This window comes from Paenibacillus sp. MDV22-iso6, from assembly GCF_058408365.1.
Genome location: NZ_JBZVDZ010000001.1, coordinates 413,316 through 435,460 on the forward strand (window position 1 = coordinate 413,316; position 22,145 = coordinate 435,460).

14 protein-coding genes are annotated in these 22,145 nt (G+C 45.6%); 11 read left to right on the forward strand and 3 right to left on the reverse strand.

What is annotated here, in order from left to right:
• The first annotated feature begins 119 nt into the window (after positions 1 to 119).
• The 5 genes from AC4PM4_RS01825 (at position 120) to AC4PM4_RS01845 (ending at position 4,645) form a co-directional block, all read left to right on the forward strand.
• Positions 120 to 674, forward strand: a complete 555-nt coding sequence (locus AC4PM4_RS01825; RefSeq protein ID WP_063563563.1) for a helix-turn-helix domain-containing protein — start codon at positions 120 to 122, stop codon at positions 672 to 674.
• 90 nt (positions 675 to 764) lie between these two features.
• Positions 765 to 1,442, forward strand: coding sequence for a response regulator transcription factor (locus AC4PM4_RS01830; RefSeq protein ID WP_063563564.1), 678 nt, complete (start codon positions 765 to 767; stop codon positions 1,440 to 1,442).
• Positions 1,439 to 2,530, forward strand: a complete 1,092-nt coding sequence (locus tag AC4PM4_RS01835) for a sensor histidine kinase (protein ID WP_491612576.1) — start codon at positions 1,439 to 1,441, stop codon at positions 2,528 to 2,530. The genes AC4PM4_RS01830 and AC4PM4_RS01835 overlap by 4 nt, the downstream gene beginning before the upstream one ends.
• A gap of 231 nt (positions 2,531 to 2,761) precedes the next feature.
• On the forward strand, positions 2,762 to 3,919 hold the full coding sequence (locus AC4PM4_RS01840; RefSeq protein ID WP_491612578.1) for an FAD-dependent oxidoreductase: 1,158 nt from the start codon (positions 2,762 to 2,764) through the stop codon (positions 3,917 to 3,919).
• Positions 3,920 to 3,934: 15 nt separating this feature from the next.
• The gene (locus AC4PM4_RS01845; RefSeq protein ID WP_491612580.1) at positions 3,935 to 4,645 is read left to right on the forward strand and encodes an MBL fold metallo-hydrolase; all 711 of its coding nucleotides are present in this window, start codon (positions 3,935 to 3,937) and stop codon (positions 4,643 to 4,645) included.
• 100 nt (positions 4,646 to 4,745) lie between these two features.
• On the opposite strand, the gene abnB is transcribed toward AC4PM4_RS01845, so the two are convergent.
• Entirely contained in the window at positions 4,746 to 7,160 is a 2,415-nt protein-coding gene (gene abnB / locus AC4PM4_RS01850) for an arabinan endo-1,5-alpha-L-arabinosidase AbnB (RefSeq protein ID WP_491612582.1), read from the reverse strand.
• Positions 7,161 to 7,548: 388 nt separating this feature from the next.
• On the opposite strand from abnB, the gene AC4PM4_RS01855 reads away from it, so the two are divergent.
• From AC4PM4_RS01855 to AC4PM4_RS01880, 6 genes are all read left to right on the forward strand, one after another.
• A complete protein-coding gene (locus AC4PM4_RS01855; protein WP_491612583.1) occupies positions 7,549 to 11,400 on the forward strand; it encodes an alpha-L-arabinofuranosidase family protein in 3,852 nt (1,283 codons plus the stop codon).
• 167 nt (positions 11,401 to 11,567) lie between these two features.
• On the forward strand, positions 11,568 to 12,473 hold the full coding sequence (locus tag AC4PM4_RS01860; RefSeq protein WP_491612585.1) for an ABC transporter permease: 906 nt from the start codon (positions 11,568 to 11,570) through the stop codon (positions 12,471 to 12,473).
• A 15-nt stretch (positions 12,474 to 12,488) separates the two neighbouring features.
• Positions 12,489 to 13,379 carry a carbohydrate ABC transporter permease gene (locus AC4PM4_RS01865; RefSeq protein ID WP_491612587.1) on the forward strand — a complete coding sequence of 297 codons (891 nt, stop codon included), beginning with the start codon at positions 12,489 to 12,491 and terminating at the stop codon, positions 13,377 to 13,379.
• A 76-nt stretch (positions 13,380 to 13,455) separates the two neighbouring features.
• Positions 13,456 to 15,207 carry a sensor histidine kinase gene (locus tag AC4PM4_RS01870; RefSeq protein ID WP_491612588.1) on the forward strand — a complete coding sequence of 584 codons (1,752 nt, stop codon included), beginning with the start codon at positions 13,456 to 13,458 and terminating at the stop codon, positions 15,205 to 15,207.
• A 4-nt stretch (positions 15,208 to 15,211) separates the two neighbouring features.
• Positions 15,212 to 16,870, forward strand: a complete 1,659-nt coding sequence (locus AC4PM4_RS01875) for a response regulator transcription factor (protein WP_491612589.1) — start codon at positions 15,212 to 15,214, stop codon at positions 16,868 to 16,870.
• 118 nt (positions 16,871 to 16,988) lie between these two features.
• Entirely contained in the window at positions 16,989 to 18,632 is a 1,644-nt protein-coding gene (locus AC4PM4_RS01880) for an extracellular solute-binding protein (protein ID WP_063563573.1), read from the forward strand.
• 73 nt (positions 18,633 to 18,705) lie between these two features.
• Here AC4PM4_RS01880 and AC4PM4_RS01885 read toward each other — a convergent pair whose 3' ends face one another.
• Both AC4PM4_RS01885 and AC4PM4_RS01890 read right to left on the reverse strand, forming a co-directional pair.
• A complete protein-coding gene (locus AC4PM4_RS01885) occupies positions 18,706 to 20,316 on the reverse strand; it encodes a response regulator (RefSeq protein ID WP_072732685.1) in 1,611 nt (536 codons plus the stop codon).
• A complete protein-coding gene (locus AC4PM4_RS01890) occupies positions 20,297 to 22,048 on the reverse strand; it encodes a sensor histidine kinase (RefSeq protein WP_072732686.1) in 1,752 nt (583 codons plus the stop codon). Before AC4PM4_RS01890 ends, AC4PM4_RS01885 begins: the two co-directional genes overlap by 20 nt.
• Between the last annotated feature and the right edge of the window lie 97 nt (positions 22,049 to 22,145).

Sequence of the window (22,145 nt, forward strand, 5' to 3'; positions counted from 1 at the left end):
CATTCTTGTTGTATGTTATATTTAACTGAAACGTGCGATATAACGTACGATCTTTATAATTGTACAATATGTACGCTATATAGCACAATATAATCTTTTAAAACAGAGGTGACTGTATATTGAAAAACATTAATGTTGTTCTGGCTCAGAATTTGAAGCAGCTCAGGGAACAAAGAAAGCTTAGTCTGGACAAGGTTGCCGAAATGTCTGGAATTAGCAAGACGATGCTGGGTCAGATAGAACGTGGTGAATCCAACCCTACAATAGCGACGGTATGGAAAATTGCGAACGGCCTGAAAATTTCGTTCACTGCCTTAATCCACGAGCCAAAGTCGGACACTACAGTTGTAACGGGCAGTGATATTCAAGCATTGATGGAGGATGAGGGAAAGATTCGGATTTATCCCCATTTTCCCTTCGAAGAAGGACGCCGTTTTGAAATGTACATGATGGAAATGGATGAAGAGTCTTCTTTGAATGCTGAACCACATATAGAAGGAGCAGAGGAATTTATTACAGTTTTTGAAGGGGAAGTTACGATTCGGGTTGGTGCAGAGGATTATACGGTAAAACAAGGGGAGTCGATCCGTTTTCGCGCGGACAAACCCCATGGCTATAAAAATTCGGGTGCCTCTGCGAATAAATTAAGCATGGTCATTCATTATTCAAAATGAGATGGTCATACGAATAGATTCTACGCTATTTATATTTTGTTTAAATTCGTGTCGTACGATCTTCCTGAATGAGTGAAAGGGGGTCCGGTAATGAATCAAATTCTAATTGTCGATGATGATGTTTATATCCGCGAACTTGTAAGTACGATCCTGAAACAGGAGGGATTTCTTACAATTGAAGCGGTTGATGGACATGATGCGCTGCAAAAAGTAGCAGAAGTGAATCCAAGCCTTTGCATTATAGATATTATGATGCCAAATATGGACGGTTTTGAATTGTGTCGCGAGCTTCGGCGCTATCATGAGGATATTCCGATTTTAATGCTAACTGCGAAGGAGGATATCACTCAAAAAGTCAAAGGATTTGAAATGGGTACGGATGATTACCTCACCAAACCGTTTGAACCTGCTGAACTGATAGCCCGTACGAAGGCATTGCTGAAGCGTTATAAAATAAATGCCTCCCAATCGGTTACCGTTGGACGAATCACGCTAGACAGAAGCAGTTATGCTGTCATTATGGAGGGGAATACTCATACGATTCCTATGAAAGAGTTTGAATTGTTATTTAAGCTTGCGGGTAATGCCAATAAAACACTCTCCCGTAATCAGTTGATTGAGGATTTATGGGGGTATGATTTTGAAGGAAATGAACGCACACTGGATGTACATATCAATCGGTTGAGAGAGCGTTATCAACCGGAGACGGCAGGTTTCAAGATTACAACCATTCGAGGATTGGGTTATCGATTGGAGGAGACACCTTGAAGAAAGAAGGGGCTTTCAATCGAGCGGAGATGGATATGTTTATAAGGCGAACGATTTTCTTCCTGGTGCTCTTCTGTGTATCTCTATGTGTTGGATATGTGCTAATGCAGTGGATCTATAAGGTGACTGGGAATCCCCCGGAACTGATTGCCCATCTTCTTACTGCGATTGTTGGCTTGGCTCTTATGCCGTTGGTAGGTTACGTGTGGGCATGGATCCGTGGCGAAGAACGGAAGGATCGCAGATTCATTTTCAATAAACAACGTACAGAATTGCTTGAAGCGATGAGCAGGATTGCCAAGGGAGATTTCAATGTTTCTGTGAAGATGGAGGTCGAACAGGGCCCGTATCAGGAGGTGGTGGACAGCGTAAATACCATGGCTAGAGAACTTGGCTCGGTGGAAAAGATGCGCCAGGATTTTATATCCAATGTATCTCACGAGATCCAGTCCCCGCTCGCTTCCATCAGTGGGTATGCCTCGTTGCTGAAAAATAAAAGTGTGAATCAAGAGCAAATCGTGTTATATGCAGATATTATTGAAACGGAGAGTAAGCGATTATCCAAGCTGAGTGGTAATTTGTTGCGTCTTTCCGCATTGGAGTCCGATTATACTTCCATGGAGAAGAAAGCTTATCGTTTGGACAGACAACTTGAGAACATCCTTCTTATGCTGGAACCCCAGTGGGCTGAAAAACAAATTCATTTGGATGTATCTCTGCCTGTGACTACGATTATAGGGAACGAGGATTTGCTAAGTCAGGTGTGGATCAATCTTCTGCATAATGCAATCAAATTCACACCAGAAGAAGGAACTATTGGGGTAAAACTTGATTGTCATCAAGATGAGGTCGTATGTGCAATCACGGACAATGGCGTGGGCATCTCACCAGAAGATCAGCTGCACATTTTTGAACGGTTTTTCAAGGCGGATAAAGCTCGAACCCGTTCCCTGGGAGGCAATGGACTTGGGCTGTCTCTTGTCCAAAAAATTGTGATGATGCATGGCGGACAAGTTACTGCCAAAAGTGAGCTGGGACAGGGATCGGAATTTGTTGTGAGTTTACCCCTGATCACTGAAAAATCTTGAAATTAGATTGAATGTGTGGAATATGGGATCGGATTTAGTGGAGCATCAGTCGTTTAACGACTGGTGCTTTTTTGGTTTTTCGTCAGATCTTCAGATGTGAAACATTCTGACGAGAAGATGAATATGCTGATTTCTTTATCCATTTAAATTCAGTTTAACTTCAAGCGCTAAGATGAGTTTGTGAACAGGAAAACAACATGAAATTAACCAATAAATCTAGGAGTGATTGCTATGAGTAATCAACATAAACGTATCGCTATTATTGGAGCGGGTCCTGGTGGACTCACGCTGGCAAGGATCTTGCAGCAGGCAGGGTACAGTCCTGTCGTGTATGAAAGTGACCCGTATCCGGCGTATCGCGAACAGGGAGGTACACTTGATCTGGATCAGGAGAGCGGCCAAAAAGCATTACAGATGGCCGGACTACTCGATCAGTTCCATGCCATTTGCCGCTTTGAAGGACAGGCGTTAAAACTTTCAAATAAAAAAGGAAACATTCTGCTTGATGCCCAGGGAGCCCTTGATCACACAGAACATGACCGTCCAGAAATCGACCGTTCCGTGCTGCGGACGATGCTGCTTGACTCGCTGCAGCCGAATTCCATTCAATGGGGGTGTAAATTGTTGAAGGCTGTACCGCTTGGTCAGGGACAACATGAACTGCAGTTTGACAATGGGTTTACCGAAACCGTTGATCTGGTCATTGCAGCAGATGGTGCTTTTTCCAAAGTTCGTCCATTGGTCAGTGATGCAACCGCAGAATATTCGGGTGTGAGCATGGTTGAACTTAACATCCTGAATGCCGCAGCCCAGTTTCCCGAACTTGCAGCATTTAATGGGATGGGAAGTATGTTTGCCCTGGGTGATCACAAAGGAATTATGGCACAGCTGAATGGGGACAAACGGATTCGGGTTTACCTGGGTTTCAAGGTGGAACGAGATTGGCTGGAACAGAGCAATATTCCTTTTGAGAACTTGGAAGAAGCGAAGAAAAAGATATTGCCGTTATTTGAAGATTGGGACGAACAACTGAAGAGTTATATCCGATGTGCTAACGGGGCAATCACACCCAGACGAATATATATGCTGCCTGTCCCTCACCAGTGGGAACATAAATCTGGCGTTACACTGATAGGCGATGCCGCCCACCTGATGTCTCCCTTTGCGGGAGCAGGGGCCAATCTGGCAATGCTGGATGCTGCCGAGCTTGCCAATTCCATTATAAATCATGCTGATCTTGACAAAGCCGTGCAGGAATATGAAACCAAGATGTTTGAGTACGCGGCGGAAACGGCAACCGTTACCCAGTCCAACATGGAATTGTTTTTCTCTGACAATGCCATTGAAGCATTATGTGAACTAATGAATGAACTCACAATCCAAGCGTAAAAGGAGATCATAAAAATGAAAAAATCAGGTGTAATTTCTCTCGAACTCGGTATTGAGCTTCCGCAAGGCATGTGGACATTCACGCCTTCGCTGTTATATTCGGAAGATGAATTAATTCTTGTGGACACAGGCGTGGCGGGAATGGTGCAAGAAGTATCCTCCAAGTTGAAGGAAGCTGGATATTCCATTGAACAGTTAACAGGTATTCTGCTCACGCATCAGGACCCGGATCATATTGGCAATCTAACCGAAATCATCAAGACCTATCCGGGTAAAAAGGTGTATGCACATGCTGCTGATCGTCCTTATATCGATGGAGAGCTTCCCCTTCTAAAACAAATGCCTCCAACAGTGCAGCTCAAAACGTCCCATTTCCCTTTAGTGTCTGGAGCTGTCGTTACAGATACTGTTGAAGATGGCGACGAATTGGCATTCGGTGGCGGAGTCATTGTTATTGAGACGCCAGGACATACACCTGGGCATATCAGTTTGTACCAACCTGCTTCCAAAACATTAATTGCTGGTGATGCCATGTTAATTCGCGGGGGACAACTGCAAGGACCTAACCCCGTGCAGACACCGGATTTGAAGCAAGCTTACGAATCGCTAAGCAAATTTGCTGCATATGACATCGAAAAAATCCTCTGTTATCACGGTGGTTGGTATGAAGAGGGAAATGTAAACGAACGAATCGCGAAAATTGCAGCAGCCGGACCGCAGGGATAAATACAGACGATTTAAATGATAATACCAATAAAGAAGCCTGAGAAATGGGCTGCTTTATTGGTATTTTTTTTGGATCCAACACCTTTGGCAAGTTTCCTGATTAAGGCTTTTCTTTTGCCTGACGCTGTATTTCTGTGGAGGTTAACGCTTTATCATATACTTTTACGTTATCCATCGAGCCTTTATAGAAGGGATCGGCTGTATAGCGGCTTTTGCCCAAATAAGCTTCCGTTACTTGCAGATCCTTCGGGTTAAACGTGATTTCCGTGCTGCTTGCTACGGATTTTCCATTCACATACAGAGTGGCGGTATCTCTCTGAAGGGTAACAGCGACATGCACCCATTGATTGGAGGGCAGCGGTTCAGCAGCAATTAGGCTCTGATCCCGTCCCTGATCATGAATGGTGAATTGCAGTGCTCCGGTATGTTGGGCGGGAGTAAGGAACATATGTCTGTTCAGGCCATTTCCAAAGTCGAAAATTCGCTGCCAGGCTCCCCCGCCACTCCAGTTGACCCATGCACTAAAGGTGAAATCCGTCGTATCGGTAATGATACCAGGCATTTGGATGTAGCTGTCGGTTCCATTAAAAGCAGCAGCCTGATTCTTACTGCTAATAGCAGAAGTCGCCACATTAAAAGCTTGGCCATGGTATTCATTTTTGCTGAAATCCTGTGCGATTTTTGCAAGTTTCTTTTGATCAAAAGTATATTCTCCAAGCAGTGGACTTACCGCTTGCTGTGGAATGATAACGTTAAACGTTTTGGAGCTTACCGCACTACCTTTGCGAATCGTTGCCGTTAATGCTACCTTGGCATCTCCCTTACCTGTGCGAGGACGATTCACTATTCCGGTAGCGGACAGCGCAGAGGTGTTGGAAGATTTCCATGTAATCTCTGCATCACGAGTTCCCTTGGTCGGGAGGGACAGGTTGAAGAATATGTTCCCTGTGTCGCCGATACTCAGATCCTTTTTCACCGCATTAACAATATCCTGATCCTTCAGTGCAGCCATCTGACTTCCCCAGATTGCCACGCCCGAGGAGGAGAGAGCGCTAAAGGTCAGAACCGTCTTTTGGGAATCTGGCTCCCATTCATGCGTGAAGACACCTTTATACACAATATTATTCGATGTGATTTGCACCTGATTGTCTGCATCAAGACTCCATGTTCCCGTCACCGCACCACTAATCTGCCCATCTGCTGTGAACTGAACGGTCTGTGAAGATTTGATCTCGGCCGTAATTTCCTTCCCGTGATTCACCCATTTGTATTGACCAGCAATATCCTGGGTTTTCAATGCGGCAGTATCCTCTTCTAAGCCCGCATAGCGATAGGGAGAAACAACAGGCCATCCTTCCGAGTTCATATGCATCTCATGGACGCGGACTTCATGCTCTTCGCCGCGTCCTGGAAAGCGGGAATGGAAGATCAGAAATTGTTTTCCCGTTTCAGCGTCAACATAAGCGGAGTTATGTCCTGGTGATACATAGCCGATACCTTGACCTGTGCCGGGGTCACCGATCTGTCTTTGAAACAGGAAGTTTCCTAGTAATTTGACGCCAAATGGCTCGATCGAACGGTCGTCAAACAAGGGTTTGTCCTTGTCCGCCTTGACGTTGATCATATCGTTTCCTTCAGCATCGAGGAAAGGGCCGTCCGGTGTTTTGGAGCGAGCTACCCGAATGTTATATCCCCCGTCAGCACCCAATCCGCCATAGGACAGATACAGATAATAATAGTCGGTTTCGGGATTATAGAGCATATAAGGTGCTTCAATTCGGCTGTGATTGCCTCCGGTCAGTTTTTTGCCATAACCCTGATTAGGGAGAGGTTTCCCCGTCGTTTCGTCCATCTCCAGAATGAAAATCCCCCCGGAATAGGAACCGTATACCATCCAGAGCTTGCCGTTTTTATCGAAAAATACATCTGGGTCGACCACATTCGGATGTATGGTTGCATCATATATAGTGCCATCCTCACTAATCTCATCCCACATGCCGGATTTGAGCAGAATACCCTGATCCTTATAAGGCCCTTCAATGTTATCTGCCACAGCAACACCTAACGCAGAGCGGGGAGAATCCCCTTTGCATGCATTGTAGTACATATAAAATTTGCCATCCGCCAATTGGATGACGTCTGCTGCCCATAATGTATCGGTCTGCGCCCATTGCAGGGCTTCAGCGAATTCCTTGGTTACATTAGGGACAACAGGGTTGTCATCCGTAACCCCGGAGGCGACCGAATCCCAATTCATCAAATCTTTGGACTTTGCCACTTGAAGATGTGAACCAAAAATATAAAAGGTATCACCCACCTTAATAACGGAAGGGTCATGAACGGAAACATTCCTGAATGCTGGAACCGCATTCTCAATGGATGTGGAAACTTGCGGGTTGGAACTGATTGCCCCCGGACTATCCGCGAATACGGAGACGGGAGCCAAAGCTGTTGTCGTAAGTAATGCAGAGCTCAGTAATGAAATATTAAGTACGCTTACCCAATAACGTTTCATACGTTTCCCCTTTCCCAATACCTGAAATGAAAAATCACCCTATTCATTGCCGCAAACGTTATTTGCTCTGACAGCCCTCCTTTTGGTTCTCATAAATTATCAAGCGCTTTCATTTGCTATATTATCAATCAATTTATATATTTGTAAACCATAAATATCAGGGTTAGGGTGACTTTAGGATGGAGAGGGAGATAAGCAAAAGGTCGATGTATTCGAAATAATTCCTATGATATAACGGATTTTTTGTAATTTTGGGATTGAAATCTTTACTCGGAATAAGATACTATACGATTAGATCATTTGTTTATGTATTTATCAATCAATTTATATTTATACGAATTAAAGAAAGCTTATCTATGATAATTTAGGCTACATAGGAGGAATGAACATGAATACATTTCATAATCAACTAATTGCACACTACAAGTTTGAAGATGCAGCCGACATTGGCAAGGATAGTTCAGGAAATGGGCACGTTGGAGGCGCCGCAGGAGAGAAAATACCCGACATTTCCGAAGTGAATGGCAGATGGGCGGTTACTTTTACTGGAGGATCGAACGGAACATCCTATTTGGAATTGCCTTCGAATTTGCTGCAAAATGTAAGCGACAACACTGGAGTAACTGTTGCATCATGGGTCCATTTAGGCAAGGGATCGAACGTGTGGGAGCGGATTTTCGACTTCGGCAAAGGAGAAAAGGGCCCCTATTTATTTCTGACTCGTCAGATGCGGGGCACGTTATATGCAGGTGATGATCTGGTTGTAGACCCGGGACGTGGATTTGCCAGTGGGGAATGGATGCATGTTGCTTTGTCAGTAGCAGGCAGTCAGGGCGGCACACGCAGCAGCGCGGGTCCGGTTGTATATGTGAATGGAGAGAAAGTAGCGGATGGCTCCATCAGTCAGACGTCTAGTGGCAACTATGCCAAGCTGCGCAGATGGTTTGATTCGTTCGTAGATCCTGCGAATTATAGCCGCAATTATATTGGACGTTCTCAGTACGCGGCAGATGTGGATTTTGCAGGCTCACTATCTGATTTTCGGATTTATCAGGCGGCTCTGTCCATGGATGAAGTGATCGAAGTCATGTGCGAGTCCCTGACGGATGAAGAGATTGTGAAGCTGGCAGGAGATAAATATTTGTCTGCTCCAGCCCGGATTATTACCAAAGACGTGTCATTGCCTGTAGATTTGCTGGGGGGCAAGGTAAACGTTCAATGGAAATCAAGTCAGCCAGAAGTTCTGTCAGCGAATGGACAAGTTCAACCCCTGAGCTCAGCACAGGAGATTCGTTTGAACGCACTTTTGACCAAGGGTGGAATTACGCTGAACAAAAGTTTTGATGTGTCCATTGTGCCAGAACACCTTCCGCCTTATACCGTGACAATTCATGGGGACCAGCAGGTGGCGGATATTAGTGAAGTGATGTATGGCCTATTCTACGAAGATATCAACAATGCAGCAGATGGGGGAATCTATGCGGAGTTAGTTCAGAACCGCTCGTTCGAATCTTTTGCATTCGATACGTACTCACATGACTCTGGAGAATGTGGTTGTTCGACAGGTCGGAACCGTGATCCTTTGTTTGCCTGGTCCGGGGATACCGAGAAAATGATCGTACAGCATACCGACGGAATAAACACTCATCTTAACGTGGAAGACCCGGAAGTGAACGCTTATTATGTAACGGTTCAGGCGGGTGCGACCATTCGAAATCGCGGATTCTCGGATTCCAATCAGCATTGTGCCATGTCCATTAAGAAAGGAGAGGCATATGATTTTACCATCTGGGCCAAGGCTGTATCCGCAGGAACGATTACGGTTCAATTGCAGGACGGGAACGGTGATGCCATCAGCGATTCTGTTACCCTGCAAGTTGAGGGCGGTAACACATGGAAGAAGTACGGGATCGCCTATTCCGATACCCGTGTCCTTGTGGCTAATGCCGAATTCAGCGGTCATGCAAGTGGCAGCCATGTGTTGACTCACCCCAATTCTCCCAACATCACCAATTCCAACGTGACCTTGACCGGAACGGAGACCGCGCTTGGGCAATTGGTACTTTCCTTTGAAGGAGACATTTCCATAGACATGGTGTCGTTGATTCCGCAGGATGTATGGGGAGCCGATCCAAAAGAGCAGGGAGTATCCGCTTCAGCACATGCCAACTACACCGGGAATCCGAACTATCGGCTTAGGAAAGATCTGGTTCAAGCCCTTGTTGATCTGCATCCAAAGTTTCTGCGTTTTCCAGGTGGATGCATTTCCGAAGGTTCGTTCATTTGGGACAATGTGTATGACTGGAAGGATTCGGTGGGAGCGGTAGAGCTTCGCAAAGAGAACTATAACGTCTGGGGTTACATGATGACGATGGGTCTAGGTTATATGGAGTATTTCCAACTGGCAGAAGATTTGAATGCTGCTCCGGTTCCGGTTATGGCCTGTGGTGTTCTGTGCCAGGCTCGATCGGATTACGCACATCCGGCGGGTGGCGCTTTGAGGGATTACTATATCCGAAACTTTACAGACCTGATCGATTTCGCGCTCAGCACGGATATTGAACATAACGAATGGGCTGCCATTCGAAGTAGCATGGGACATCCTGAACCATTCGATCTGCGTTATCTTGGCGTAGGTAATGAGAACTGGGGAACCGAATTTTTTGCCAACTTTGAAGTATTCAAGACGTCAATTGATGCGTATATGAAACGTAATTATCCTGATCATGAGCTTCATATCATTTCGACAGTCGGCGCCCAGGCGGACGATGATGCGTACCAACAGGGCTGGAAATTCCTGAGCGGCAATCTGACCGGATCAGCTCAGGTTGCTTTTGCAGATGGCAAAGAGGTCATCGAGGAGACGGTCACTTGGTATGAGAACCAGGACAACTATATGGATACCATTGCGGATGAGCACTACTATCGCTCCAATGACTATTTGCTGAACAACGTGGATCGGTACAACTATTATGAGCGGGCTTATCATGAAGACGGCAGTATGGATTGGACAGAAACATCCAAGGTATTTGTGGGAGAATATGCATCCACGGACAAAAATACACTGGCAGGTGCGATCGCAGAAGCTGCAGTCATGACCGGTTTTGAAAATAATGCGGACGTTGTTCGCCTGGCTGCCTATGCGCCGCTGTTCAACAAAGTACTGACGGATGGTACTTACCGCTGGACGCCGGACTGCATCTGGTTTGATGATGAAACGGTGTGGTATACACCGAATTATTATGTGCAGCAGCTTTTTGCCAAGTATGTGGGTGAGCAGGTGCTGGGCACTTCATTTTCAACGTACAGCAAGGGTCAACCGATAGCACTCATTCCACGTGGAGGCATCGAGATTGCGACAGGCAATGCGGACATTGTGGTGAAACGGATTACGGTCACATCGAACCAGGATGGCAGCGTGCTGTTTACAGAAGATTTCAGGCAGCAGACAGCGCTGAATGAGGTGTGGAATCAGATTCCGGGATCGGCAGGATATACGCTGGAGACGGGAAAAGGACTGATTTTAAAAGCGCAGTCAAGCGGTCTGAATGGGTTATATCTACTGAATGATGAATGGTCAAATTATAAAGTGGAAGTCGAGGCTGAGCGCATAGCGGGTGAGGATGGCTTCACCATCGGTGTGGGGTTGACGGATAGTTCACCTGAGAAAAAGGATGTCATCGAATACGCAATCGGTTATGGCGGCAATGCAACGGGAGTCAAAGTATATAAACAAGGTGTAGAAGGCTACACTCTGGGCGATTATTCTTCCAGTTCAGCGGCGGGGAATCTCCGGGCAACCAACTATGAACCGCTGGCGAACGATACGAATTATACGATTACTGTCAATTATGGTGGCGATACAGGGAAGAATCTAATCTGCTCTTATACCGATGGTCACACGACCAGCAGAATTCTGGATTACAAGCTGGAAGCATACAACCGGGATGTATTCCATTCCGTTACGAGAGATGCGCAGCATGTGTATGTGAAGCTGGTGAACGCAGATGGGGTGGACAAAGCAACCCAAATTCACCTTCAAAATCTGAACGTTACCTCTGTTGCGAAACGGATAACACTTGGCGGAGATGAAGAATTGCTACATGTTCCTAATGTGAACCAGAAGAATGATGAGAAAATTGTTCCACTAGAACAAGTGATTCATCTGCAGGAGGATTCGGTTGTTTTGCAGCTTCCTGCTCATTCGGTCAATGTATTGGTTATGGATGTCCAGAAATAATAAGTTTTAATATTTCAATAGTAACCTGATGCAGCCTTAGAACCGCGATACTCGCGGTTTTTTGGTGTTCCGGGAAGAGAGTCAACAAAAGATACCTAAAGTAAATAGCCTACACTATTGCCGATTCCTGACGGATTCTATAATGAATTTGAAGGAGGAGACAGCTCATGCGTTCCAACTACAGACAATTTATACGAAACGTTCCGCTTCATCTCATGATATTGCCTGGATTGATCATTATTATTGTATTCGGTTACATTCCGATGGCGGGACTCTCCATTGCCTTTCAGAATTTCTCTCCCATTGCCGGATTCAAAAATATGAACTGGGTCGGCCTGGACAATTTCAGGTATCTATTCGATCTGCCGGGGTTCGGTCAGGTCGTATGGAATACGGTATTTATTTCCGCGATGAAAATTGTGTCCGGTTTGGTCATTCCCGTACTTGTGGCCTTGCTGCTGAATGAGGTGCGCAAAACAGGTTTTAAACGAACAATTCAGACGGTCATCTATATGCCGCATTTCTTTTCCTGGGTTATATTGGCCGGTATCATTGTAGACGTATTGTCCCCTAGTACAGGAATTGTAAATATGCTGCTTAAGGCGATAGAGGTTGAACCTGTTCAATTCCTGGCCAGTAACGAATGGTTTCCTTACATACTCGTCATTACGGACCAATGGAAAGAATTCGGATTTGGCACGATTATATATTTGGCCGCACTGACAAACATTGATAAATCCCTGTACGAAGCATCTGTCATGGATGGAGCAGGAAGATGGAAGCAGACCTGGCATATTACGCTGCCTGGCATTCGTCCCATCGTGATTCTAATGGTTACACTGAGTCTGGGTAACGTGCTTAACGGTGGTTTTGACCAAGTGTTCAACCTCTACAATCCACTGGTCTATGAATCCGGAGACATTCTGGATACGATGATCTATCGGATCGGTCTGCAAGATGCTCAGTATTCGGTATCAACCGCATTGGGTCTCATTAAGTCAGTCGTTTCGTTTATCTTTATCGGACTTGGTTATTTCCTCGCCTATCGATTAGCCAATTATCGGATTTTCTAGAAAGGAGGCAAGAACATGCATCACGCTTCGAGAGCCTATCGTTGGTTTCTGGGATTGAATTATGTCATCCTGACCCTTCTTGCCTTGCTATGCCTGTTTCCTATTGTGAATATTCTGGCGATTTCGTTTAGTTCAAGTGATGCAGTCAAGGCGGGGAGTGTGACATTCTGGCCGGTGGACTTCACCTTATCCTCGTATAAATACATTCTCGAAAATCAGCAGTTTCTAAATTCATTCGGTACAAGTCTTCTCCGTGTGGTACTCGGAGTTGCGACCAACCTGATCTTCACGATTCTTGTAGCCTATCCGCTCTCCAAAGAGGCAGCAAAGTTTCGTTCCAGAACGTTCTATGCGTGGGTTTTTGTCTTTACCATGCTATTCAGTGGAGGATTAATCCCGGGTTATCTGATCGTCAAGGAAGCAGGTCTTTTGGATTCCATCTGGGCTCTGATATTACCGGGAGCGGTTCCGATCTTTAATGTATTGCTTATGCTGAATTTCTTCCGGGGTTTGCCGAAGGAGCTGGAAGAGGCGGCTTGGATGGATGGCGCAGGCCATTTCCGCACGCTATGGAGCATTTACCTTCCCATTTCATTGCCCAGTATCGCAACCATTACATTGTTTGCCATGGTGGGACACTGGAACGCGTGGTTTGATGGCATGATCTATATGAAAAGTCCGGAAGGTTATCCGCTAGCCACGTATTTGCAATCGATGCTCCAGCAAGTGACGATGATTCAGAGTGAAATGATGACCCTGGAGGATGCAACTCTGTTAAGTCGGGTGTCGGATAGAACGACCCAGGCATCCCAAATCTTTTTGTCCGTTATCCCCATTTTGCTGGTGTATCCGTTCCTGCAAAGGTATTTCGTTCATGGACTTGTTGTCGGTAGTGTAAAGGGATAAGATCGATGGAGGAAAACCAATGGGAGGAGCCGATTTCCGGCTCCTTTTTGCCGTTGAGGAGAGGAGTGAAAGGGAAATGAGAATCGCGGTGGGCACCTGGAAAAATGCATCCATCGTCGTCAAACTGATGATTGCTTTTGTGCTCGTCATCCTGCCCCTATATGGGATCAGCATTATGATCACGCATACCAGCTCCAAGCAAATGCAGACGGAAGTGGAGAAGGCGCATGAATCAAAGCTATATTTTTACCACAATCATCTGCAATTCGAACTGGAGCGAATGAGTGGGCTTGTTACCGAATTTTCGTTCGATGAAACGATGTCTACCCTAAGTACACGAGCTGCGATTATGAGTAGATATGAGGTGACTTCCAGTCTCAATAATATCCACAACAAGCTGGGGCAGATCATGGTGACGAGTCCCTATATCAGCGATGTTGTGTATTACGTTCCGGCTCTGCATAAACGAGTAAGCGCGGTGGACGGAATTCGCAATGTAGAGGATACAGAATGGAAGGATCTGCTGGAAACTATGGGAAATCTGAATGGTGAGTTGTCTTATTCTGATAACAATCTTTATTTTCTCAAAAGCAATCCGTATAACATGAATCATGAAGAACCACCCAATTTTATATTAGGCATACGCTTGTCTGCAGAAGAACTGAAGCACAGATTACAGCAGCTCGCGGAAACAGGAGGCAGTGATATTACGCTGAGCTTCGGAGAGAAGCGCAATGTCGCCATTTCCTCTTCAGACGAACCTACATCGGCGGCATTATTGCAACGGGTATCACCGGTATCACCTGTATCCATGCAAGTGACGAGATTTCAATCCGATCCATATCTGTATTATTCGCTTTATGATCCCGATCACTCGTTCACGCTGACAGCCAGTATCCCTAATGATGTGCTCCAAGCTCCGCTGGAACAATACAACCTATGGCTGTGGACGTTGACGCTTATTTCAATTGTTATCATTATGATCTTCTCCTTTTCGATCTACAGGTCAATTCACAAGCCGTTATCTGTGCTCATTCGCGGGTTCAGAATGGCGGAGCAGGGCCAGACAAATATTCATATTCCGCAATCCAGACGCGATGAATTCGGTTATTTATACTCTCGCTTCAACCACATGATAGAGCGCTTACATATTTTGATTGATGAAAATTATGTTGCCCGGATTCGAACCAGCGAGGCAGAACTCAAACATTTGCAGTCCCAGATTCAGCCTCACTTTCTATATAACAGTCTGTTCAGCATCAAGCAAATGGCCGAGGTCGAGAATGTTGAATTAATTCAGGAATTCACCGACTATTTGGGTCAATATTTCAGGTATATGTCCAGGGATTCTCATTCCGAGGTATCGCTCGGTGAAGAGGTGGACCATGCCTTGGTCTATGCTTCTATTCAGAAAATTCGATTTGGCTCAAGAGTCCAACTGCAATTGGAGGAACTAAGTAGGGAGTATCGAGACATCGCCATTCCTCGAGTCATCATTCAGCCGATTGTGGAGAACGTTTTCGAGCATGCCCTTGCCAAGCGCAGTCAGGGAGGAATTCTGAAATTATCCTATCAAGTGGACCATCACAAATTGTCCATTCGGATAGAAGATGATGGTGATCAATTAAAGGATGAAATCCTGAGCAGCCTGCAAGCATCCTTTCAGGAATCTGCGAACCCGAGACATGGGGATGAAGAGATTACGGGACTAATGAATGTGAATCAACGTTTACGGATCAAGTTCGGGACGGGCTATGGTCTTTGTGCGCAGCGTAGTGAGTTGGGCGGTTTATGCATGATTTTAAATATTCCATGGAGACGGGAGTAATCGTATGCAGCGCATGTTAATTGTCGATGATGAACCGGTTATTTTGGATGGTCTTTATGCATTCTTTCAAAAAGCGGATTTTCAGGATATGGAGATCATTAAGGCATACTCTGCCTTTGAAGCAATCGAGTGGTTGAATTCTGTCAAAATTGATATCGTGCTCAGCGACATCTGTATGCCAGGCATGGATGGCATGGAACTGATCGAAAAGATTATGGATCGCTGGCCACGATGCAAAGTGCTATTGCTGACAGGTCATAACGAATTTGATTATGCACACCAAGCAATACGTAACCCTTGTGTTGTGGATTACCTGTTAAAGACAGAGGGCATGAGTCATATTCGCGCAGCGGTAGAGCGGGCGTTAACACAAATATCGGAGGAAAATGATTTCCGTTACCAGCATGCCTGGTTCCGCAGCAAGCTGCCCAGAGCGCTGCCGCAGCTACAGAGACAGTTACTGCTGGATCTCCTAAAACGAACGGAAAGACATGATACCGCCTCGCTTCAGGAAGAGTTGGATGCGGTCCAGTTACCTTTCATGTCCAACGAGCCTGTAATTCCGGTCATTATACGGGTTGAGGAGTGGAACAACTATCAATCCCAGGCGGACCGAAGTTTAATTCGCTATGCGGTTGCCAACGTTGCGGAGGAGCTGCTTCAGGATAAGGCCAAGGTCAAGGCTATTGATCTGGATTATCAGGTGATCGCCTGCTTTGTTCAGCCAAAGGTGGAGCCATCGAGCTTCCATACAGGACAGCAGGAGAAGTGGGAACAGACACTGCGTTTCGTCTATGGAACGCTGGAGTCTGTGCAGCAATCCTGTGCGGATTGTCTGAATCTGTCCGTCTCCATTATGGTGAGCGAACAGGCGGTGGAGTGGATGGAGTTAAGTCAGGCGATTACACAGCTGCGCCTGTCGATCCATGAGGGCCCTGGACTTGGGATGGAGAAGCTTCTTCGGGTCAAAGTGCAGCATGATTCGCCATACACCCCCAATAGTCTGAATCAGCAGAGTGTTGCAGCTCTTCATCTGGATCAGATCAGGCAGCGTGTTACAGCAGGTGACAGAGAGTGGATGGAGTCGTTTCACAAATGGACCGAGGCTTCAAAAGAAGGACTTCAGGACCCTTTCTTTCGAATGAAGATCTATTCAGGAGCAGGTAATGGACTGATCGAGCTTCTTCATGAACTGGGCTTGTACGAATCAGCGATGAAGGAAATTGCGTTATCTCGTATGCTTCATTTTGACATCCATACTCCTTGGTCTGATCTGGTGGTTTTCTATCAATCGGCATATGAATGGATTATCTCCAAAAGAAGTGTTACACGCATCCATGATCAGTCGCAGATTCTAATTACGATTCATCATTATATCAAGCACCATCTGGAGGATGACCTATCGCTAACCCGAATTGCACAGGAGGTTTCCCTTAATCCGTCATATCTGTCCCGTTGGTACAAACGTATTACAGGCAAAGGCATATCCGACTATATCCATGACCGGCGCATTGAGCGCAGCAAGGAATTACTTCTCGGCTCCACCTGCAAAATGCATGAAATATCCGCTAAGGTCGGATTTAGTGATCAGCATTATTTTTATCGTTTCTTCAAAAAGGCCACCGGCTGCACGCCGCAGGAATATCGGGATCAAAAAAGTTAGATCAAGTCTGAAATGGTAAATCAAAGATACCAGATGTCAACGGGGTACACTCGAAGTGATAGCGCTTTCTTTATACAATAAAATTATACCTCACGGGGGAATAAAAAGGGGGATTCGCATGAACATGTCATTAAAGAAATTCTCATTGTTAACGTTAACCATGGTTCTGGCAACCACGCTTGCAGCCTGTTCATCGGGTACGGGTAGTGCTGAGAATGAAGCGCAACCGAACAAACAGCAGGATGCGGGAGGCCCGCTTACGAAATATGATCCACCCATCAAATTAACATCAACTATGAATGAAACAGGGAAAGAAACGCTCGCCGAAGGCGATACACACGCCAATAACATATGGACCAGAGGATACAAGGACGAGCTTGGGATCGATGTCACCTATGACTGGATTGTCCCGGATGCCAATTATAACGATAAAATGAACGTCACCCTGGCGAGTGGCGATTTGCCAGATGTATTGAAAGTAAGTGCTGTGCAGTTCGAACAACTGCACGAAGCTGGGATGTTGGAAGATTTGACAGAGGTTTATGATAAGTATGCATCCGATCTGGTCAAGGAATTTATGTCTGCTGAGGATGGAGCAGGCTTGAAACCGGTAACCAAGGATGGGAAAATTTACGCGATGGTGAGTTTCCCAGGCTCACTTGATTCCTCAGATATGGTCTGGATTCGTCAGGACTGGCTGAAGAAAGTGGGACTGGAAGCGCCAAAGTCTATGCAGGATATCATTAAGATTGCGGAAGCCTTTACCTTTGAAGATCCTGACGGAAATGGTAAAGATGATACGTATGGTATTGCACTCAACAAGGATTTGCCAATTAATGCGTTCCTGCTCGGCTATCATGGTTATCTCGAAACCTGGATCAAGGATGCTTCAGGTCAGGTTGTGAATGGAACCATTCAGCCTGAAGTGAAGGAAGGATTGCGAGAACTGCAAAATCTGTACCAGAAGGGCGTTATTGATCCTGAGTTTGGAGTGAAGGACTTTGCAAAAATGATGGAGGATGTCAACGGGGGTAAGTCAGGCATATTCTTCCTCCCACAATGGGCACCATTTCAAGTCAGCAGCATGATCAAGAAGGATAAGAACGTGGACTGGCTGCCTTATCCGGTTCAATCTATTGATGATCAGCCTGCCAAAACGCAGAACCACCTTAGCTTGGGCGGCATATTCGCCGTTCGTAAAGGATACGAGCACCCGGAAGCCTTAATCAAGCTGCTGAATTTCCAAGCAGAGAAAATGTTCGGTGAGTCAGCCAAGGAAGAGCGTGCTGCATATTTGAACGGGGTAACCGGACTCGGTTTTCAGAATGCGACCGTATCCAATCTGCCTGCCAACAAAAACGTAAAAGCACAAGATGAAGTCGAGCAGGCGCTCAAAACGGGAGATACTTCCGGATTAGAGCTCGAAGCAAAGCTATTCTACGATGATATTATGGATTACCGCAATGGAAATCTGGATAAGTGGCATATGGAACGTATTTTTGGACCGGAAAGCTCGCAGGGTGTCATTAAATATTATCGGGATAACGACCTCATTGTCATGAATGAATTTATCTACGCCCCGACGAGAACCATGAACACCAAACAGGCAACCTTGGATAAATTGCGCGCTGAGACATTTCTGAAAATCATCTATGGCAACCTGTCTATTGACGAGTTCGATAAATTTGTTGCAAATTGGAAAAAGCTTGGCGGAGACCAGATCACTCAGGAAGTGAATGAAGTCATTAATGCGAATAAATAAGGCATAGCAAAACAGCAAATGCCACTCTGCGTGCGATACGCAGGGTGGCATTTTGTATTACAAGCGAGAAAGGTCATCCTGTTTCATGAGAGTTCTCTTTCTGCTTCTTGCGATATTCATTGGGGCTGCAGCCCATCTCTTGCTTAAACAGTTTGGTGAAGTGAGAGTAGTTGGTATAACCGACATTTCCAGCAATGGTATGCACCGATTGTGCGGTGGTCTCCAGCAAATGTCGGGCCGCCACAAGACGGGTATGGATGACATAATGGCCCAGTGAAATGCCCATTTCTTTCTTAAACAGTCTTGCTAGATAATCTGGATTCAGATAGACCATCTCCCCCAGGTTATTCCTCGTTAGATCTTCTCCATAGTGAGTGCGTATATAATGGGTAATCTCATGTACAACCGACTTGGGCTGCTCGGCAACATTCAGATATTCCGCAGCCGTATTGACCAGGTAGGCAATATAGGATTGCATGTCTTCAATAGAATGCAGAGATTGCATGAACAACTGATCATTCGTTTTGCCCATATACAGCTTGTGCACTTCGATCTCCTTACTCTTCAATTGGGCATACACAAGTTGCACCAGATCAAGACGCAACAGACTTAGAACAGCGGTGCCTACCACCTCTTCACGGACAAGTTGATGCATATAACGCCCTGTTTCATCCAGAAACGCCTGGAAGCGATTTTCATTCAACAATTTCTCCAGCAATCCCAGATCAGGCGGTGTGTAATTCAATTCAGGTCTATTATAGTTTTCCAGTAAAAAGGTTTGGTTGCGGTGTTTGATTCGTTCTTCATTCATAAGCAACAACTCGTTGATGGTATGACGAATCTGACCCAGTGGCAGAGAGAACCCGATACTACAGCAGACATCCGACTTCAGGTAATTATTAACCTCCGGGATAAACGAACCGCACATGGATTCGATCAGCTGTGCATCCGGCGCTCTGTTCCATTTTAGAATAATCATCCAGTTATGATCCTTGATCTCGGTAATGGCTTCAATGGAGAAGAGAGTGTCCTGAAACCGTTCAACCATCACATTCAAACAAGCGTAATCGAACAGGTTCTTGTCGGTCTTGCCCAGCGTATGATCATACGGAAACAGGTTAACCAGAATAGGCAGAAACAGATCTGTTGTGTCATAAGGCAGGTTTTGTTCTGTCAAAAAGGCAGAGACGTCGGCAGGGCCGGAAGGAAAGGCTTTACCGGAGATCAGCCTGCGCCAGCTATCCTCAATTAGTTTGCTCCGATTTTTCTGCCACAGTTCACCCTCATGAATGGCTTTCTCAATGAACTGCTGGTCTCGGGCTTTGGCAACCGCCTTTTGTATAATAAGCGTTAACTTGTCAAACTCAATAGGCTTCAGAAAATAATCAAAGCTTTGCAGCTCAATTGCTTTCTGGGCATAGTTGAAATCGGCATAGTTGGTCAGAAATATCGTCTGTACATTATGCGATTCGTCCCGGACCCATGCGAGTAATTCCAGCCCGCTGCCCTGGGGCATCTCAATATCACAGATGAGAATTTGAACGGGATGATTTTGCAAAACCTCCTTGGCCTGCGCAATATTGTAGGCTGTGAATATCGTATGAATCCCCAAGGCCTTCCAATCGATTTTCTTTTCCAAAGCCATAACTACAAAATAATCATCATCAACCAGCAATGCATTCATGGTTTGTCACCTCTCCCGAAGTATCTGAATTCAGTATCATTTTAGGCAAGGAAAGCGTGATCCGAGCGCCACTTGCATCGTTTGCAAAGGTAATATTCGCTTCATCCCGATATAACAACTCCAAACGTTGGATGGTATTCATAATGCCAATCCGGTTACCACCGGTTTGTTCCAGCGCTTCTCCACGCATCAGTGCGTCAAGAACATCCGGGCTGAATCCTGGACCTGTATCCGAAATCCGGATCAGCACATGATCGCCATTTTCCTGTCGTTGTTCCGTTACGGATAAAGTAATGCATAATTCCCGGTCTCGGGAGACCCCATATTTGACGGCATTCTCGATGAATGTCTGAATGACGAGTGGTGGCACAGCGATGCCCGTGATCACATCTGGATGTTCAATGCGGTAGGAAAAAGCATCGCGGTAACGCGACTTCTGGATATCCAGAAACGTTCTCACATGTTCAATCTCATCCTTCAGAAGAACGAAATTCTCCCCACTTTGAAAGATATATCGGAAATATCGGGACGTAGCCAGGGCCATACTCTCAATTTCCTCGTACATCTGCATCTGTGCCATACTGTACATGCTCGTCAGACAGTTCAGGAAGAAATGGGGCTTAATCTGCAATTTCATATAATCCAATCGTATTTTCTGTTTCTCTAATTCCTGCTCGTAGCGATCGATCTTGAACCGTTTAATCTGGGCTACCAGTTCTTTAAACTGTGCATTGACCTGCTCCAGTTCCATAATCCGACTGCTCTTGAAGTCTGTCGCTTCGTCCCCTTCGTTAATACGCGCCAAATTTTTGGAGAATCGCTGAATGGGAACAAGCAGATTTCTCCTGAAAAACATGATGATTGCACTTAATGTGGAGGTCACAATCAGAAAAAGCAGCATAATGAGCAGCTGAGCTACCATAATTTTCTCGAATGCACCAAACTTGATGGCCATGCGCACGCTGAATGCCGCATTGGAGAAGTCGCTGCTGACAATATTATGAGACTGGAACAGATCGAGAAATGAATGTCTCACTTCTGGTATGTGATCCCCGCCGGCAGGTCCAGAAAGTTGCACTCCATTCTCGTCTACCAGAGAGGCGTATCCGTTGGCCCCCAGATTAATCTGCTGGAGAGGGGCGATCAGTTCATCTGCGGATATCAAGGCAATAAGATAACGGTTGTAGTACGGCACAATATTGATAAGATAAGAAGTGCCGTTCACGTGAATTGGTGTCCAATGGGAATAGAACTTCTCATACACACCTTTATCACGGGTCAGCGTAATGATCTGCTTCTTCACTTCTGAATAATCCGAATAGGAGATACTTATTGGCGCGCAGTTGAGGAAATATTCACTATTCTCCAAATAATAAAAGAAATTGTACGACTGCCCGTAGTTTCGCTGTAGTTCGGCGAAGAGCAAATGTAATTTCTCGTTGGCTTTTAGGAACGGAATACTGTTCACGCCATATGTATTCATGTTGTCGAGATTCTCGTCATTGGCCAGTGTCCACCCCATGAAATGATTAATGTACGCAAAATCGTGATTAATGCGATTGATATACAGATCGGCTGCATCCTGCAAGTATTGGGTGGATTGCTGTTTGACCATGGAGATGGAAGCAATGCTGATTACGAGATCCAAGATGAGCACGACAAAGGAAATGACGAACATCATGCGGATATAATGCCGAATGGGGTAGGGTTTGATGGTGTTCAGGTTTGCCATGGAACAATGCACCACTTTCTTGATTGCTTGGTTATGAATACGCTTTAATATCTCAGGAATAGTATAAAACCTTTATTTGAAAAAAACATAAAGATTT

Bases quoted from the DNA above. Each gene is read 5' to 3' on its own strand.
- AC4PM4_RS01875 (WP_491612589.1), top strand. From the start codon at position 15,212: ATGCAGCGCATGTTAATTGTCGATGATGAACCGGTTATTTTGGATGGT.
- abnB (WP_491612582.1), bottom strand. From the start codon at position 7,160: ATGAAACGTTATTGGGTAAGCGTACTTAATATTTCATTACTGAGCTCT.
- AC4PM4_RS01860 (WP_491612585.1), top strand. From the start codon at position 11,568: ATGCGTTCCAACTACAGACAATTTATACGAAACGTTCCGCTTCATCTC.
- AC4PM4_RS01830 (WP_063563564.1), top strand. From the start codon at position 765: ATGAATCAAATTCTAATTGTCGATGATGATGTTTATATCCGCGAACTT.
- AC4PM4_RS01865 (WP_491612587.1), top strand. From the start codon at position 12,489: ATGCATCACGCTTCGAGAGCCTATCGTTGGTTTCTGGGATTGAATTAT.
- AC4PM4_RS01870 (WP_491612588.1), top strand. From the start codon at position 13,456: ATGAGAATCGCGGTGGGCACCTGGAAAAATGCATCCATCGTCGTCAAA.
- AC4PM4_RS01890 (WP_072732686.1), bottom strand. From the start codon at position 22,048: ATGGCAAACCTGAACACCATCAAACCCTACCCCATTCGGCATTATATC.
- AC4PM4_RS01880 (WP_063563573.1), top strand. From the start codon at position 16,989: ATGAACATGTCATTAAAGAAATTCTCATTGTTAACGTTAACCATGGTT.
- AC4PM4_RS01855 (WP_491612583.1), top strand. From the start codon at position 7,549: ATGAATACATTTCATAATCAACTAATTGCACACTACAAGTTTGAAGAT.
- AC4PM4_RS01845 (WP_491612580.1), top strand. From the start codon at position 3,935: ATGAAAAAATCAGGTGTAATTTCTCTCGAACTCGGTATTGAGCTTCCG.
- AC4PM4_RS01840 (WP_491612578.1), top strand. From the start codon at position 2,762: ATGAGTAATCAACATAAACGTATCGCTATTATTGGAGCGGGTCCTGGT.
- AC4PM4_RS01885 (WP_072732685.1), bottom strand. From the start codon at position 20,316: ATGAATGCATTGCTGGTTGATGATGATTATTTTGTAGTTATGGCTTTG.